Source organism: Pseudomonas sp. dw_612 (genome assembly GCF_018449725.1).
In the GTDB taxonomy this organism is placed as follows: domain Bacteria; phylum Pseudomonadota; class Gammaproteobacteria; order Pseudomonadales; family Pseudomonadaceae; genus Aquipseudomonas.
On sequence record NZ_JAAVVC010000005.1, the window covers coordinates 378,999 to 395,819 of the forward strand.

Here is a 16,821-nt window from a genome sequence, read left to right on the forward strand (position 1 = left end):
AAATATCGATTGCCGGAAGTCTACACGCAGACCATGACTGTTGAGAGCCTGGCGCGCGCCGGTAGATGTCGGGGGAATAGACGACAGGTTGGTTAAGGAGGGATTAACTTTCGAGTGTTTTGCAGGAATTGAGACCGAGGTGCGGCCATTCGCGAGCAAGCCCGCTCCCACATTGGATGTCGGATGAACACAAGATTTATGTTCACCCCGATTCCCTGTGGGAGCGGGCTTGCTCGCGAAGCAGGCGACTCGGTCTTTACTATTTACTCCAGAGCCGAAGCCGGCCCAAAGAACTCATAACGGCTCTGCTTTTCCGGCACCCCCAGCGCTTTCAAATGACGCTTGATCGCCGCCATAAAGCCTTTAGGCCCCAGGAAATAAGCATCCAGATCCCGCTGCTGCGGCAACCAAGCGCCCAACTGCTCTTGGCTCAACAACCCGACCTTGTCCGCCGCCGGGCTCACGCCGTCATCTTCGGCGTAGCAATAGAAGCGCTTGAGCTGCGGATGACGCTCGGCCAACCCATCGATCCAGTCACGGAACGCATGGACACTGCCATTACGCGCGCAGTGAATAAAGTGCACCGGCCGTTCGGTGGCCAACGCCGCTTCGAGCATCGCGATCGTCGGGGTAATGCCGACGCCGCCGCTGATCAGTACCAGTGGTTTGTCGCTGGCGGTCAGGGTGAATTCGCCCGATGGCGGGAACAGCTGGATGCTTGCACCGACATGCAGTTGATCGTGCAAATGGTTGGAGGCGCGGCCGCCAGTTTCGCGTTTGACGCTGATGCGGTACTGGCCGTTGTCCGACAGGGACGACAGCGAGTAGTTACGGCGAATTTCTTCGCCATCCAGGATCAGTTTCATGCCGATGTACTGGCCAGGCTCGGCGGCGAGGATCGGGCCTTTATCGGCCGGTTCGAAGTAGAACGAAATGATTTCCGCGCTTTCCTCGACCTTGGCCACCACGATAAACTCCCGCGCCCCGCGCCAGCCGCCCGGTGCCTGTTCTTTCTGGTCGTAGATGCTGGTTTCGGCACCGATCAAAATATCGGCCAGTTGGTTGTAGGCTGCGCCCCAGGCGCTCATCACTTCCGGCGTGGCAATTTCGTCGCCCAGCACTTCGGAAATGGCCCGCAACAGGCAAGTGCCGACAATCGGGTAATGCTCCGGCAGGATTTGCAGGGCCACGTGCTTATTGATGATCTTGGCCACCAGATCGCCCAACTGGTCGAGCTGGTCAATGTGCCGCGCATACATCAACACACCGTTGGCCAGGGCACGGGGCTGGTCACCGCTGGCCTGGTGGGCCTGGTTGAACAACGGGCGGACTTCCGGGTATTCGGAGAGCATCATGCGGTAGAAGTGAGTGATCAGCGCTTCGCCACCGCTTTCCAGCAGCGGCACGGTGGATTTGACGATGGCACGGTCTTGAACGCTAAGCATTAGGGCGACTCCTGAGCTTTTATGTGAATGGCTTAGACTTATCAGTTTTCATGCCAACAATTAAAACGTTAAAAATCAATATCTTAAATACAACGTAGTCATATCGACACTGACTGCTTTATAGTCACGCCGACTACATGGAGTCACTATGACTGCAAAATCCCTGCTCACCGCCCTGCTCCCGCTAGTCTCCGACCTGTCCCGCGAACTGCCCGAAGGCGAGCGCTATCGGCGCCTGCTCGAAGCCATGCGCGCCCTGCTGCCCTGCGATGCCGCCGCCCTGCTGCGCCTCGACGGCGAATGGCTGGTGCCGCTGGCCGTGGACGGTTTGAGCACCGACACCCTGGGTCGACGCTTCAAAGTCAGCGAGCACCCGCGCTTCGAAGCGTTGCTCAGCAGCGCCGGCCCGACCCGCTTCGCCGCCGACAGCGAATTGCCCGACCCTTACGACGGTTTGGTCGATGGCCTCGATGAGCATCTGGAAGTCCATGACTGCATGGGTTGCCCGCTATTTATCGATGAGCGCCCGTGGGGCCTGTTGACCCTCGATGCGCTGGACCCGGAACGCTTCGAACCGATCGAACTCGACGCCCTGCAAGCCTTCGCCAGCCTCGCCGCCGCCACCGTCAACGCCGCCGAGCGCATCGAACGGCTGGCCAATCGCGCCGAAGACGAACACCAGCGCGCCGAGGTTTACCGTCACGCCAGCGGCCAGCAGAACCGCGAGATGATCGGCCAGAGCAAGGCCCACAAGCGTCTGGTGGAAGAAATCAGCCTGGTGGGCGGCAGCGACCTGACCGTGCTGATCACCGGGGAAACCGGGGTCGGCAAGGAATTGGTGGCGCAGGCGATTCATGCCGCCTCGCCCCGGGCCGACAAGCCGATCATCAGCCTCAACTGCGCCGCGCTGCCGGACACGCTGGTCGAGAGCGAACTGTTCGGTCATGTACGCGGCGCATTCACCGGGGCGACCAACGACCGACGTGGCAAATTCGAACTGGCGAATGGCGGCACGCTGTTTCTCGATGAAGTCGGCGAACTGTCCCTGACCGTGCAGGCCAAGCTGTTGCGGGTGCTGCAAAGCGGTCAGTTGCAGCGTCTGGGTTCGGATAAAGAACATCAAGTAGACGTGCGATTGATCGCGGCAACCAACCGCGACCTGGCCGAAGAAGTGCGCAGCGGTCGCTATCGCGCCGACTTTTATCATCGACTGAGCGTGTATCCACTGCTGGTACCGGCCTTGCGCGATCGCGGGCGGGATGTGTTGCTGCTCAGTGGCTTCTTCCTCGAACAGAACCGCTCGCGCATGGGCCTTAATAGCCTGCGTTTGAACAGTGATGCCCAAGCGGCGCTGCTTGCCTATCAATGGCCCGGCAACGTGCGCGAGTTGGAGCATTTGATTGGCCGCAGCGCATTGAAGGCACTGGGCAACTGCAAGGAACGGCCGAAGATTCTCAGTTTGAGTGCGGCGGATCTGGATTTGCCCCATGGCAGTGTTGAAGTCCCTGTCGAGGCACCGACCGTCAGCCCTGTGGCTTTAGTCTCGGGTGACTTGCGCGCGGCGACCGAGGATTATCAGCGCCAACTGATCAACGCCTGTCTGGAACGCCACCATCACAATTGGGCGAGTGCGGCCCGTGAGCTAGGCTTGGATCGGGCGAATCTGGGGCGCATGGCCAAGCGTTTGGGGATGAAGTGACGGCCCTGTAGCAGCTGCCGAAGGCTGCGTTCGAGGACGAAGTCCTCGCCAACCGGGCAAACGCGGTACTTCTCAAGCACCGCATGCTCAGGTTTTTACGACTGCTGCGCAGCCGAACGCAGCCTTCGGCAGCTGCTACAGAGGTCGCACTGGTCGGCAATGCGGGTATTTTGCCTAAAGCCTGCCCCCATCAAGTCGATAACCCGGCATCAATAGCTTTTGGCGACTCTTCACTCGCCCATCACCTTTCTCCAAAGAAGGTTTTTTATGTCCACCACCAAAGCCCGCGCAGATTCACTTTCGCTTCTTCTGTTTACCTTGCGCAGCGGCAAGCTGATGGCGATCAACCTGCTGAAAGTCAGTGAAATCATCCCCTGCCCGCCGCTGACCAAGCTGCCGGAGTCGCATCCCCACGTTAAAGGCATCGCCACCCTGCGCGGCGCGTCGTTGTCGGTGATCGACCTGAGCCGCGCCATCGGCGAACGGCCCCTGGAAGATCCCAACGGTGGCTGCCTGATCGTCACTGATGTCAGCCGCTCCAAACAGGGTCTGCACGTCCAGGCCGTAAGCAAGATCGTGCACTGCCTGACCACCGACATCCGTCCGCCGCCCTTCGGTTCCGGCGGTGTGCGCTCGTACATCACCGGCGTGACCTCGGTCGACGGCGTGCTGGTGCAAGTGCTGGACATCGAAAAAGTCATCCACGGCATCGCCCCGGCGCAGATCGAAATGGCTCCGACCGAACTGAGCATGGAAGACGCCGAAGTCCTCGGTAACGCGCGAATCCTGGTGGTCGATGACAGCCAGACTGCGTTGCAACAATCGGTGCACACCCTGCGCAACCTCGGCCTGCAATGCCACACCGCCCGCAGCGCCAGGGAAGCCATCGACTGCCTGCTGGACCTGCAAGGCACCGCCCAGCAAATCAATCTGATTGTCTCGGACATCGAAATGTCGGAGATGGACGGCTACGCCTTCACCCGCACCCTGCGCGAAACCCCGGACTTTTCTCACCTGTATGTGCTGCTGCACACCTCGCTGGACAGTGCGATGAACAGCGAAAAGGCACAACTGGCCGGCGCCAACGCGGTGCTGACCAAGTTCTCCTCGCCAGAACTGACCAAGTGCCTGATCGAAGCCGCCAAGGCCGTCGCCGAGCAAGGTCACTGAGTTTGGCCGAGGACTTTTGCTTTCTGATGCGGCGCAACCTCGCCGAGGCAGTGCCGACCATCCCTTGGCCAACTGGCGTCGAATTGTGCCAATACCGCCCCGAACTCGCCGAAGCCGTGCATCAACTGATGGAGCTGGGTTATCGCGAGGGCGGCGGCCGCGTGCCGGGGCTGGATGTTTGGCAGCAGCGCTTTGAAACCGATCCTGAATACGATCCGAGCCTGTGCTTCATCGCCCTGGACGCCGAAGGGATTGTCGGTGTTTGCCAGTGCTGGACCAGCGCCTACATCAAGAACCTGGTGGTGCATCCCCAGGCCCAGGGTCTCGGACTGGGTCGCGCCTTGCTGCTACATGCTTTCAAAGTGTTTCAGCAGCGCCGCGAGGGGTTTGTCGATCTGAAAGTGCTGGAAGACAACCTACGGGCGCAGCGATTGTATGAAAGTGCCGGAATGCGGGTGGTTCGCCGGGAGCCGGTTCCCGCCTGACAGCGCTTTCGCGAGCAAGCCCGCTCCCACAGGGGCCGCACTCCAATGTGGGAGCGGGCTTGCTCGCGAAGAGGCCCGCACAAACAACACACAACCATCAGGCATACTCGCTCCCTGGCCAACACTAGCCCAAGGATGCCTACCCCCATGAAAGCCACCACCCTGCTCTTCCTCAGCCTCGCCGCCCTCGCCACCCAGGCCCACGCCTCCAGCCCCGACGCCTGGGCCGCCTACGACAAAGCCGTCCTCGCCAGTTGCACCAAGGCCAGCGGCCTGAAGTGGGCCAAACCCGTCGGCAACGCCGCGCAGTTTGACGACCGGGTCGGCTACACCGCACTCCTGCTGCAAGGCCAATACCCGCAAAAGCACATGAAGGGCCAACAAGGCACCGAACTGTGCCTCTACAACAAAAAAACCAAAACCGCCTACGTAACTGAATGGGACTCCGTTAGCCCAACGGTCAAAAAGCCGTGAATGGCGCATAACTTGCTTCGACGCAGGTCTGTGCGGTGGCTTTCTGTCGCCCTTTCATGCCCTCACATGCGACCGGTCGATCAATGAACACAACGTTTTCCTGCGTAGGTTGCGGCAAATGCTGCAACGACCACCACGTGCCCCTGACCCTGACGGAAGCCCGCATGTGGGCGAACGATGGCGGTCAGGTGATCGTGCTGGTGGAAGGTTTCCTGGGTAATGGCCTGGGCTTGCCTCTCCTTCAACGGGAACACGCCGAACGCCGGTCGGTGATGGTTCGCAGTGGCGCGACCGAGGCCTACGTGGCCATCACCTTTGCGGCCTACAACGTCGGTCCCTGCCGGAATCTTGACGAAGACAACCTCTGCCGCATCTACGAACGCCGGCCACTGGTGTGCCGCATCTACCCGATGGAAATCAATCCGCACATCCCCCTGAACCCGGCGGTGAAGGAATGCCCGCCCGAGTCGTGGGAGCAGGGACCGGACCTGATTGTGGGCGGTGAATTGGTCGATCAGGAACTGGTCACGCTGATCCAGCGCTCGCGCCAGGCGGATCGCGATGAGGTTCAGACCAAGGACGCGATTTGTCGGTTGCTCGGGATCCGCACCACCGCGCTGAAGGGCGACGGTTTTACCGCTTATCTGCCGGAGATGGGCGCTTTTGCTGCGGTGATCGATCAAGTGATGGCGCAGCCATTGGATGCGCCGGGCAGTGAGTGGATGTTTCATGTCTCAGGCGAGGACATTGCCGGGCAAGTGTTGGCGGCCGGGGCTGAAGTGGCGACTGAGGTGCCGGTGAATTATGCGTTTATCTCGTTGCGGGCGGCTTGATCCAAGCATTGAGTTGTTTGTGATGGCCCCTTCGCGAGCAGGCTCGCTCCCACATTGAAATGCATCCCCCTGTGGGAGCGAGCCTGCTCGCGAAGGCGGCAGCCCAGCCACTACAAATCCCGAACTCAACGACGCAGTCTGAGCCCATCAACGAGCAGCAACCGCCAGGCATTCGACTTCAACCCGTGCATCCAGCACCAATGCCTTGGCGACGAACGACGTGCGTGCCGGTAACCGATCTACCGGGAAGTAGCGTCGATACACTGTATTCATTGCGCTGAAATCCTTGATATCCGCCAGGATGACCGTGCATTTGGTCACGTGGGCCAAGGACGAACCGCTGCGTTGCAAGGCGCTGCGCAGGTTCTCCATGGTCTGGGTCATCTGCGGGACGATACCGCCCTTCACCAGTTCACCGTCCGCCCCCAGGCCGAGCACTCCAGACAAATAAAGGGTTTCGCCAAACTGCACCGCATCGGAAAACGGCAGGCCTTCGTCGTTGAGAAAATAGTGGGGAGCATTGACAGCGACCGGCGGCAAATAGCGCTGGGTGATCAATTGATACTGGCCGTTCTGCTTGAGACGCTCCAGGGCAGCGTTCAGGTTGTCGCGCAACGCGGTGTCACTGTTGCGTACCGCCATGGCCACGCCGTTACCCAGCATTGGATCGTTGAGCGCCGGGCCGGCAAACGCGAAGTCACGCCCAGATGGCTGCCCCAGCAGCGCATGGCTGATCTCGATGGTGTCTTGCAGGGTCGCGTCGATTTCACCTGCCAGCAGGCTGGCAATCAGTTGATCGTTGAATTTGAAACTGCGCACTGTCACGCCTGCATCAGCCCAGCGGGTCTTGGCAAACGCCTCGCGACTGGTGCCCGCGAGCACGCCGACACGTTTGCCCTTGAGCGAGGCCGCCGTCGGTTGCAGACCGGAACCCTCGCGCGCCACCAGGCGGCTGCTCAGCGGGTAAAGGTTCTCGGTGAAATCGATCCGCTCGCGGCGCGCCGGGGTGGCGGTCATCGGCATGATCACGTCGAAACGTCTGGCTTCAAGGGCGTCGATGTTAGTGGCGTAATCCTGGTCCACCCAGACACAGCGGGTGTTGAGTTCTGCACACAGTGCATTGCCCAATTCGATGTTCAACCCGACCAGTTCACCGCTGTCGTTACGACTCTCGAACGGTGGAACCAGGGCTTCGACGCCGAAACGGATGAGTGGCTCGACCGCAGACGACACACAACCGGTGGTCAAGGCCATCAGCGACAGGACGGAGAGGATTTTTAGCAGGGGCATTTCGGAGGCCTTCGTCGAGGAATTCACGGACATGAATCTTCGACGAGGGGCCACCGACTTTCCCAGAGGACGAATCGCTCATCCTTGTGGGAACAATCTCTAAATCTGAAAGGTTTTTTTTACGCGCTGAGGGTCAGCGTTTGCCCATCGAACGACGCGTACCCGGTGGCGCTGCGCCAGGGGTCTTGGTGTGGCCATTCTTGGCGCCGTTCTTGTACCACGGCTGATTGGCGTTCTTGGCCGCGGCCAGTTCGCCCGGTTTGAACGGAAACTTGAACGCCGGGATCGCGGCTTTGGTTTCGCTGTCTGCGCTGGAGTCGACGCTGTCTGGCAGGTCTGCCGGGTCGTCGCTCAAAGCGTCGGCGACCGGCGGTTGTGTCGGGGAAGTCATGAAAGCTCCGGGTGGTGCACAAAGAGTCGGGCCCGGTGGGTGGGCCGCGAAAGGCGCGAGTATAACCGGATGGAGCGCGGCAAGCTGCAAGCTTCAAGCGGCAAGTCGTCGGCCTGAGGATTGGCGGTGATTGATCTGACGCCTTCGCGAGCAAGCCCGCTCCCACATTTGGAATGCATTCCCCTGTGGCAGCGGGCTTGCTCGCGAAGAACGGTAACGCGGTCCATCTGCATGACTACCCCGCCCAAACTGTCAGCCCCGTCAGTTAGCAGTCACCTTCCTGACCGGGTAACAGGGCTATAAGGAGAGGTATAAAATCTGACCTTATTTCCGTCCCTCTAGCCCGGCGCCCCACTCGCATGCGAATTCAGAAAAAATCAGCGTTGATTGCAGTCCCTCTGATTGTCCTGGCAGCGTTGGGCCTGTGGTACGCCACCAAACCGGCCACCGCCAAACTCGCCGCCCCGACGGCCATTCCGGTGCGGGTCGTCGCGGTCACCGAAAAGGACGTGCCGCGCTTTGTCAGCGGCATCGGTTCGGTGCTGTCCCTGCACAGTGTGGTGGTGCGCCCGCAAATTGACGGCATCCTCACCAAATTGCTGGTAAAGGAAGGTCAACTGGTCAAAACCGGCGACTTGCTCGCCACCATCGACGACCGCTCGATCCGCGCCAGCCTCGACCAGGCTCGCGCCCAATTGGGCGAAAGCCAGGCGCAGTTGCAAGTGGCGCTGGTCAACCTCAAGCGCTACAAACTGCTGAGCGTCGATGATGGCGTGTCCAAGCAGACTTACGACCAGCAACAAGCCTTGGTCAACCAGCTCAAAGCCACTGCCCAAGGCAATCAAGCGTCCATCGACGCGGCCCAGGTGCAGCTTTCCTACACGCAAATTCGCTCCCCGGTGACCGGTCGTGTCGGGATTCGTACGGTGGACGAAGGCAACTTCCTGCGCATGACTGACGCCCAGGGCTTGTTCACAGTGACCCAGATCGACCCGATCGCCGTGGAGTTTTCCCTGCCGCAGCAAATGCTGCCGACCCTGCAAGGCTTGATCGGTGACCCGCAACGCGCTCAGGTCAAGGCCTACATCGGCGCCGACACCGACGGCGAAACCGGCAACCTGCTGGGCGAAGGTCACCTGACCCTGATCGACAACCAGATCAACGCCAACACCGGGACCATCCGCGCCAAGGCTGAATTCAACAACCCGAACCAGAAGCTTTGGCCGGGCCTGCTGGTGACGGTAAAGATTCAGACAGCGCTGGATAAAGATGCGCTGGTGGTGCCGCCGACCGTCGTACAACGCGGCCTCGATCAGCATTTCGTGTATCGGGTCAACGGCAACAAGGTCGAAACCGTGCAAGTGCAGATGGTCTATCAAGGCAGCGGCCAGGACATCATCACCGGGGTCAAACCCGGCGACGTGCTGGTCAGCGATGGCCAGTCGCGGCTCAAACCCGGCTCGATGGTGCAAGTGCTGACGGAGCCGCCGCAAGTGGTGCAAGCGGAGCCTAAACAATGAGAGGCCCATCCGCGTGGTGCATCGACCACCCGGTCGCCACCATCCTGCTGACCTTTGCCCTGGTGCTGCTGGGTGTGATCGCCTTCCCGCGACTGCCCATCGCGCCGTTGCCGGAAGCCGAATTTCCGACCATTCAGGTGAACGCGCAACTGCCCGGCGCCAGCCCCGACACCATGGCCTCGTCGGTGGCCACGCCGCTGGAAGTGCAATTCAGCGCCATCCCCGGCATGACCCAGATGACCTCGAGCAGTGCCTTGGGCTCGAGCCTGCTGACCCTGCAATTCACCCTCGATAAAAGCATCGATACCGCCGCCCAGGAAGTTCAGGCCGCGATCAACACCGCCGCCGGCAAGCTGCCCAAGGACATGCCGACCCTGCCGACCTGGAAGAAGGTCAACCCGGCCGACAGCCCGGTGCTGATCCTCAGTGTCAGCTCGACGCAAATGCCCGGCACCGAACTCAGCGACCTGGTGGAAACCCTGCTGTCGCGTCAGATCAGTCAGATCGATGGCGTAGGCCAAATCAACATCACCGGTCAGCAACGTCCGGCGATCCGCGTCCAGGCCTCGGCCGACAAACTGGCCGCCATCGGCCTGACCCTGGCCGACATTCGCCTGGCGATCCAGCAGACCAGCCTCAACCTGGCCAAAGGTGCGTTGTACGGCGAGTCGAGCATTTCGACCCTGTCCACCAACGACCAGTTGTTCCACCCCGACGAATACAGCCAGCTCATCGTTTCCTACAAGGACGGTGCACCGGTTCACCTGAAAGATGTCGCCAAAGTCGTCAACGGTTCGGAAGATGCCTACGTCCAGGCCTGGGCCGGCGATTTGCCCGGTGTGAACCTGGTGATCTCCCGGCAACCGGGGGCGAACATCGTCGAGACCGTGGACCGCATTCAAGCCGCCCTGCCGGGCCTTGAAGCGATGCTGCCGGCCTCGGTGCAGGTCAAAGTGCTGATCGACCGCACCCAGACCATCCGCGCGTCGCTGCACGAAGTGGAAATCACCCTGTTTATCGCGATCATGCTGGTGGTCGCGGTGATGGCACTGTTCCTGCGCCAGTGGTCGGCGACCATGATCGTGTCCGCGGTGCTCGGCGTGTCGCTGACCGCCAGTTTCGCCCTGATGTACATCATGGGCTTCAGCCTGAACAACCTGACCCTCGTGGCGATCGTGGTGGCCGTGGGGTTCGTGGTGGACGATGCGATCGTGGTGGTGGAGAACATTCACCGCCACCTGGAGGCCGGCGACGGCATGCGCGAGGCGGCGATCAAGGGTGCCGGCGAGATAGGCTTCACCGTGGTCTCGATCAGTTTCTCGCTGGTCGCCGCGTTTATTCCGCTGCTGTTTATGGGCGGCGTGGTCGGGCGGTTGTTTAAAGAATTCGCCCTGACCGCCACCTCGACCATCATGATTTCGGTGGTGGTGTCGCTGACCCTGGCGCCGACTCTGGCTGCGCTGTTTATGCGTGCGCCGGTGCATCACGCCCACAGCAAAAAGACCTTTGGTGATCGCTTGCTGGCCGGTTATGAAAAATACCTGCGCCGCGCCCTCGCCCATCAGAAAACCATGATCGGCGTGTTCTGCCTGTCCCTGGGACTGGCCATCGCCGGTTACATCTTTATCCCCAAAGGCTTCTTCCCGGTTCAGGACACTGGTTTCGTCCTCGGCACCACCGAAGCGGCGGCTGATATTTCCTACGGCGACATGGTGAAAAAACACCTGGCTATGGCGGAAATCGTCGCGGCAGACCCGGCCGTGCAGGCGTTTTCCCACTCGGTCGGCGTCTCGGGCAGCAACCAGACCATCGCCAACGGCCGGTTCTGGATCGCCCTGAAAAAACGTGGCGACCGTGATGTGTCAGCCAGCCAGTTCATCGACCGGATTCGTCCGCAACTGATGAAAGTCCCCGGCATCGTGTTGTACCTGCGCGCCGGCCAGGACATCAACCTCAGCTCCGGCCCGAGCCGTGCGCAGTACCAATACGTACTCAAGAGCAACGACGGCCCGACGCTCAGCACCTGGACCCAGCGTCTGACGGAAAAACTGCGGACCAACCCAGCGTTCCGCGATATTTCCAACGACTTGCAACTGGGCGGCAGCATCACCCACATCAGCATCGACCGCAGCGCGGCGGCGCGTTTCGGGCTGACCGCCAGCGATGTCGACGAAGCGCTGTACGACGCCTTCGGCCAGCGGCAGATCAATGAATTCCAGACCCAGATCAACCAGTACAACGTGATCCTGGAACTGGACACCAAACAGCGCGGCAAGGCCGAAAGCCTAAACTATTTCTACCTGCGCTCGCCATTGAGCGGTGAGATGGTGCCGTTGTCGGCCCTGGCGAAGTTCGATGCGCCGACCATTGGCCCCCTGTCCATCGCCCACGACGGGATGTTCCCGGCGGCCAACCTGTCATTTAACCTGGCGCCCGGCGTTGCGTTGGGCGATGCGGTGATTTTGCTCAACCAGGCCAAGGCCGAAATTGGCATGCCGGCGGCGATCAGCGGCAATTTCCAGGGCGCGGCCCAGGCGTTCCAGAGTTCGCTGGCCAGTCAGCCGTGGCTGATTCTGGCGGCGCTGGTGGCGGTGTACATCATTCTCGGCGTGCTCTACGAGAGCTTCGTGCATCCGCTGACCATCATCTCGACCCTGCCGTCGGCGGGGCTCGGCGCGGTGATCATGCTGTGGATCTGGGGCCAGGACTTTTCGATCATGGCGTTGATCGGCTTGGTGCTGCTGATCGGCATCGTGAAGAAAAACGGCATCCTGATGATCGACTTCGCCCTCGAAGCCCAGCGCAAGGGTGGCTTGCCGCCGGAAGAGGCGATTTTCCAGGCCTGTATCACGCGGTTCCGGCCGATCATCATGACCACCCTCGCCGCTCTGCTCGGTGCGTTGCCGCTGATGCTCGGCTACGGCACCGGCGCCGAACTGCGCCAGCCATTGGGGATTGCGGTGGTCGGCGGCTTACTGGTGAGTCAGGCGCTGACGCTGTTTACCACGCCGGTCATATACTTGTGGCTTGAGCGGCTTTTCCATCGGCCCAAACCAGAGCCACTGCCGGCACTGGCGACCACAGACTGAGGCGGGGTCATGCGCGTTCTGATTATCGAAGATGAAGAAAAAACCGCGGATTATCTGCACCGCGGCCTGACGGAACAGGGTTACACCGTGGACTTGGCGCGGGACGGCGTCGAAGGCCTGCACCTTGCGCTGGAAAGCGACTACGCGGTGATCATCCTCGACGTGATGTTGCCGGGCCTCGACGGCTTCGGCGTGTTGCGAGCCTTGCGCGCGCGCAAGCAAACGCCGGTGATCATGCTCACCGCCCGCGAACGCGTGGAAGACCGGATCAAAGGTCTGCGCGATGGCGCCGACGATTACCTCGGCAAACCGTTTTCCTTCCTGGAACTGGTGGCGCGCCTGCAAGCCCTGACCCGGCGCAGCGGCGGGCATGAACCGGTGCAAGTCAGCATCGCCGACCTGTGGATCGATTTGATCAGCCGCAAGGCCACCCGCGCCGGCGCGCGCCTGGACCTGACCGCCAAGGAGTTTTCGCTGCTCAGCGTATTGGCCCGGCGTCAGGGTGAAATCCTCTCGAAAACCGCGATTGCCGAGATGGTCTGGGACATCAATTTCGACAGCGACGCCAACGTCGTCGAAGTCGCGATCAAGCGCCTGCGGGCCAAGCTCGACGGGCCGTTCGACGAGAAACTGCTGCACACGATTCGTGGCATGGGTTATGTGCTGGAGAGCCGCGGTGTCCAGTAACTCAATCGCGCTGCGCCTGAGCGGGATGTTCACGCTGGTGGCGCTGCTGGTGTTTCTATTGATCGGCTGGGCCTTGTACCAGCAGGTCGACAAAGGCCTGGGCCTGTTACCCGAAGCCGAGCTGGACGCGCGTTACAGCGTGCTCGAATCCACAGTCGGGCGTTACGGCACGCCCGAGCACTGGGTGAAGATCAACAACAAGCTCAAGTTGCTCGGCGAAGAAGACAAGCGCATCAGTTTTTGGATCATCAGCGGCAATCCGCAATACGAATACGGCAACATTTCCCCGCAGATCCGCGCCTTCGCCGAAGGGCCGCTGGGTCGGCGCGATATGCAATTGCCGGATCACGACTATCCGCTGAAAGTGTTGGTCAGCCAGTTCCCGGCCAAGGACCAGCGCCCACCGCTGCGCTTTATGATTGGCATCGACACCGAGACGTTTCTACAGACTCAGCATCACTTGCTGATTGCCCTGATCAGCCTGGCGGTGATCGGCGTGCTGCTGGCCTCGGCCCTCGGTTATTGGGTGGCGCGGATCGGCCTCAAGCCGCTGATCAAGCTGTCTCAAGAAGCCCAGCGCCTGGCGCCGCCGCTGCGTTCGGGGCGGTTGCGCCTGTCGCCGTTGCCGCCGGAACTGGATCAGTTTGTCAGCTCGTTCAACTCAACGCTGGAGCGGGTCGAACAAGCGTACTCGCGGCTGGAGTCCTTCAACGCCGACGTCGCCCATGAACTGCGCTCGCCACTGACCAACCTGATTGGCCAGACCCAAGTGGCGCTGACCCGCGGGCGTTCGGCGGAACACTATTTCGAAGTGCTGCAATCGAACCTTGAAGAGCTGGAACGGCTGCGCTCGATCATCAATGACATGCTGTTCCTGGCCAGCGCCGATCAGGGCAGCAAGGCGACCAAACTGACGTCCACCTCCCTGGCGGATGAAGTGGCCACAACGCTCGAGTATCTGGATTTCATTCTGGAAGATGCGCAGGTTCAGGTGCAGGTCAGCGGTGATGCGCAGGTGCGGATCGAGATTGCGCATCTGCGTCGGGCGTTGATCAATTTGCTGAGCAATGCGGTGCAGCACACTGAGCCTGGGCAAGTGATTCAGGTGCAGATTGAGGTTGAGGAGCATCAGGTGAGTATCGGCGTGGCCAATCCGGGGTCGCCGATTGCCAGCGAGCACTTGCCGCGGTTGTTCGAACGGTTTTATCGGGTGGATGCGTCGCGCAGCAATAGCGGCAACAACCACGGCCTCGGTTTGGCGATTGTGAAGGCGATTGCGTTGATGCATGGCGGGGATGTGTTTGTGCGCAGTGATCATGGGATGAATACGTTCGGGATTCATCTTCCCGTCTGACGTAGCTCGACTCTGGATCGCCCCCTCTCCCTAACCCTCTCCCCAAATGGGCGAGGGAACTGACCGAGTTGTTCTTGGAACCACATCGACCTGAAATATCGAGTTGAACTCAGGTTTTGAAAAGCCCCCGATCGGCTCCCTTTCCCCTCTCCCCAAAGGGGCGAGGGAACTGACCGAGTTGTTCTTGGAACCACATCGACCTGAATATCGAGTTGAACTCAGGTTTTGAAAAGCCCCCGATCGGCTCCCTTTCCCCTCTCCCCAAAGGGGCGAGGGAACTGACCGAGTTGTTCTTGGAACCACATCGACCTGAAATATCGAGTTGAACTCAGGTTTTGAAAAGCCCCCGATCGGCTCCCTTTCCCCCTCTCCCCTTTGGGGAGAGGGCTGGGGTGAGGGGTGGCTCTTCCAACCGATACAAAACCCAACTATTGCCGCCCACGCAATAGTCCTTTCTGAAAACCGCTCTGTTTCCCATCGCTCTTGAACCTTAACCTTGGCGCACCAAACAGCACTTGCCAAGCAAGAAGGTTTTAAAGATGTCCAACACTATGGGTATTGCCAGCGCTTTCGTTTTGTCCGCTTTGTTCCTGTCCCCGGTCGCCATGGCTGAAGAGTCGCCAGCCTTTGTCGCGCAGAATGCGGCGCGGGCCAAAGCGTTCCAACAGTCCCAGGCCGAGATGACCGCCAAAGCCCAGGACGCTGCGCAAACCCCTCAAGCGTCCACTTCTGCAGCCCGAGCACAGGCTGAGAAAGACAGCTAATCCGCCGTATCGCCCCGTTTCCCTCAACACTTTTCATCGGCTCTTCCCCTTGAAAAGTTGTCTTCAAAGCCGCTGCTATCAGCGGCTTTTTTTATTGTGCAGAAAACACGTCCCACTTCGTCTCCCTAAACAAGAAGTAAAAAACGTCGATCCATGAACTGACGTTAATGACCCAAAAGGAGCTGTACCGCACGTGTCTTTTCCCCTGAAACTCAGCCCGTTGTTCATTGCAATCGCTGCAACGATGGCCGCCAATGTCCAGGCCGCCGATGATTCCAGCCGCGAAGGTTTTGTCGAAGGGTCGAGCCTCAACCTCAACGCCCGCAACTACTACATGAACCGCAACCGGCACCAGCACACCGATGACAACATCGAATGGGGCCAGGGCTTTCTCGGCCAGTTCGAATCCGGTTTCACCCAGGGCACCGTCGGCTTCGGCATTGATGCCCACGCCATGCTCGGGCTGAAACTCGACGGCGGTGGCGGCACTGACAATTCGAGCATCCTGCCGATCAGCGACGGTAACGGCAAAGCGCCGGACTCGTTCTCCACGGCCGGCGGCACGTTGAAAATGCGCGCCTTCGATACCGAATTGAAGGCCGGCGACCTGTTTCTCACCAACCCGGTGATCGCCGGGGGCGAAACCCGTCTGCTGCCCCAGACCTTTCGTGGCGTCAGCCTGACCAACCACAGCTTCGACGGTTGGCTGATCGAAGGTGGCCAGGCCAGTTTTACCAAGCCTTACAACCAGAGCGGCCACACCCGGATCGGCACGTCTTACGGCAGCCTGGCCGACGGCGACGAAAGCCAACACCTGAACTGGGCCGGCGTGGCCTGGAGCGGTTTGCCGGGGCTGACCAGCAGTCTGTATGCGTCTGAGCTCAAGGACATCTGGAATCAGTACTACTACGATCTGGATTACACCTATCAGCTCAATGATCTGCTCAGTCTTAACCCGGGCCTGCACTTCTATCACACGCAAGACACCGGCGATGCACTGCTCGGCACCATCGACAACAACACCTACAGCCTGCATTTCACCGTCGGCGTGGGCAATCACAGCGTCACCGCCGCGTATCAGCGGGTCAACGGCAACACGCCGTTCGACTACATCAGCCAGGGCGACAGCATTTATCTGGACAACTCCCAGCAATACTCGGACTTCAACGGCCCCAACGAGCGCTCGTGGAAACTCAAGTACGCCTACGATTTTGTCGGCCTGGGGCTGCCGGGCCTGACGTCGGCGGTTTCCTATTCCCGGGGTGAAACGGACCTGACCAAAGTCGATCCGGACAGCAAGGGCTACGCCTCGTGGTACAGCGCCGACGGCAAACACGCCAAGCACTGGGAACGCGATATCGATCTGAAATACGTGGTCCAGGGCGGCAAGGCCAAGGACCTGGCGCTGCGCCTGCAATGGGCGACCAACCGCGGCGGCAATGGCTACGGCGCGCTGGATCAGGACACCGATGAATACCGCGTGATCGTCGATTACCCGATCAACGTGTTCTAACTCCCGGCTGTCCCAGCAAAGCAAAAACCTGTGGGAGCGAGCCTGCTCGCGAAAGCGGTGTGTCAGTTGATGATCATGTCGACTGACACACCGCCTTCGCGAGCAGG

General features: G+C 60.4%; 14 protein-coding genes. 11 read left to right on the forward strand and 3 right to left on the reverse strand.

What is annotated here, in order from left to right:
* Positions 1-263: 263 nt before the first annotated feature.
* Positions 264-1,445 (reverse strand): NO-inducible flavohemoprotein, encoded by a 1,182-nt coding sequence (gene hmpA / locus HB680_RS11125; protein ID WP_213938533.1) that lies wholly within the window; start codon positions 1,443-1,445, stop codon positions 264-266.
* A 148-nt stretch (positions 1,446-1,593) separates the two neighbouring features.
* Between hmpA and norR the strand changes: the two genes are divergently transcribed.
* The 5 genes from norR (at position 1,594) to HB680_RS11150 (ending at position 6,106) form a co-directional block, all read left to right on the forward strand.
* On the forward strand, positions 1,594-3,144 hold the full coding sequence (norR, locus tag HB680_RS11130; RefSeq protein WP_213938534.1) for a nitric oxide reductase transcriptional regulator NorR: 1,551 nt from the start codon (positions 1,594-1,596) through the stop codon (positions 3,142-3,144).
* A gap of 267 nt (positions 3,145-3,411) precedes the next feature.
* Complete coding sequence (locus tag HB680_RS11135; protein ID WP_213938536.1) at positions 3,412-4,314, forward strand: chemotaxis protein; 903 nt, start codon at positions 3,412-3,414, stop codon at positions 4,312-4,314.
* A gap of 26 nt (positions 4,315-4,340) precedes the next feature.
* The gene (locus HB680_RS11140; RefSeq protein ID WP_213938538.1) at positions 4,341-4,799 is read left to right on the forward strand and encodes a GNAT family N-acetyltransferase; all 459 of its coding nucleotides are present in this window, start codon (positions 4,341-4,343) and stop codon (positions 4,797-4,799) included.
* 147 nt (positions 4,800-4,946) lie between these two features.
* Positions 4,947-5,273, forward strand: a complete 327-nt coding sequence (locus HB680_RS11145) for a hypothetical protein (RefSeq protein WP_213938540.1) — start codon at positions 4,947-4,949, stop codon at positions 5,271-5,273.
* A gap of 83 nt (positions 5,274-5,356) precedes the next feature.
* On the forward strand, positions 5,357-6,106 hold the full coding sequence (locus tag HB680_RS11150) for a YkgJ family cysteine cluster protein (RefSeq protein WP_213938542.1): 750 nt from the start codon (positions 5,357-5,359) through the stop codon (positions 6,104-6,106).
* A gap of 147 nt (positions 6,107-6,253) precedes the next feature.
* Here the strand turns inward: HB680_RS11150 and HB680_RS11155 are convergent, their stop codons facing one another.
* Together HB680_RS11155 and HB680_RS11160 are read right to left on the reverse strand one after the other, a co-directional pair.
* A complete protein-coding gene (locus tag HB680_RS11155) occupies positions 6,254-7,396 on the reverse strand; it encodes a transporter substrate-binding domain-containing protein (RefSeq protein WP_213938543.1) in 1,143 nt (380 codons plus the stop codon).
* Between the two features lie 133 nt (positions 7,397-7,529).
* On the reverse strand, positions 7,530-7,787 hold the full coding sequence (locus HB680_RS11160; protein ID WP_213938545.1) for a hypothetical protein: 258 nt from the start codon (positions 7,785-7,787) through the stop codon (positions 7,530-7,532).
* A 359-nt stretch (positions 7,788-8,146) separates the two neighbouring features.
* On the opposite strand from HB680_RS11160, the gene HB680_RS11165 reads away from it, so the two are divergent.
* The 6 genes from HB680_RS11165 to HB680_RS11190 all read left to right on the forward strand — a co-directional run bounded on the left by HB680_RS11165 (position 8,147) and on the right by HB680_RS11190 (position 16,714).
* Complete coding sequence (locus tag HB680_RS11165; protein ID WP_213938547.1) at positions 8,147-9,307, forward strand: efflux RND transporter periplasmic adaptor subunit; 1,161 nt, start codon at positions 8,147-8,149, stop codon at positions 9,305-9,307.
* On the forward strand, positions 9,304-12,396 hold the full coding sequence (locus tag HB680_RS11170) for a multidrug efflux RND transporter permease subunit (RefSeq protein WP_213938549.1): 3,093 nt from the start codon (positions 9,304-9,306) through the stop codon (positions 12,394-12,396). The genes HB680_RS11165 and HB680_RS11170 overlap by 4 nt, the downstream gene beginning before the upstream one ends.
* Positions 12,397-12,405: 9 nt before the next feature.
* Positions 12,406-13,083, forward strand: a complete 678-nt coding sequence (locus HB680_RS11175; protein WP_169373157.1) for a heavy metal response regulator transcription factor — start codon at positions 12,406-12,408, stop codon at positions 13,081-13,083.
* Entirely contained in the window at positions 13,073-14,437 is a 1,365-nt protein-coding gene (locus HB680_RS11180) for a heavy metal sensor histidine kinase (protein WP_213938551.1), read from the forward strand. Before HB680_RS11175 ends, HB680_RS11180 begins: the two co-directional genes overlap by 11 nt.
* Before the next feature lie 539 nt (positions 14,438-14,976).
* Positions 14,977-15,201: a hypothetical protein gene (locus HB680_RS11185; protein WP_213938552.1), complete on the forward strand. Its 225-nt coding sequence runs from the start codon at positions 14,977-14,979 to the stop codon at positions 15,199-15,201.
* A 193-nt stretch (positions 15,202-15,394) separates the two neighbouring features.
* Positions 15,395-16,714, forward strand: a complete 1,320-nt coding sequence (locus HB680_RS11190; RefSeq protein ID WP_213938554.1) for an OprD family outer membrane porin — start codon at positions 15,395-15,397, stop codon at positions 16,712-16,714.
* Positions 16,715-16,821 lie beyond the last annotated feature (107 nt).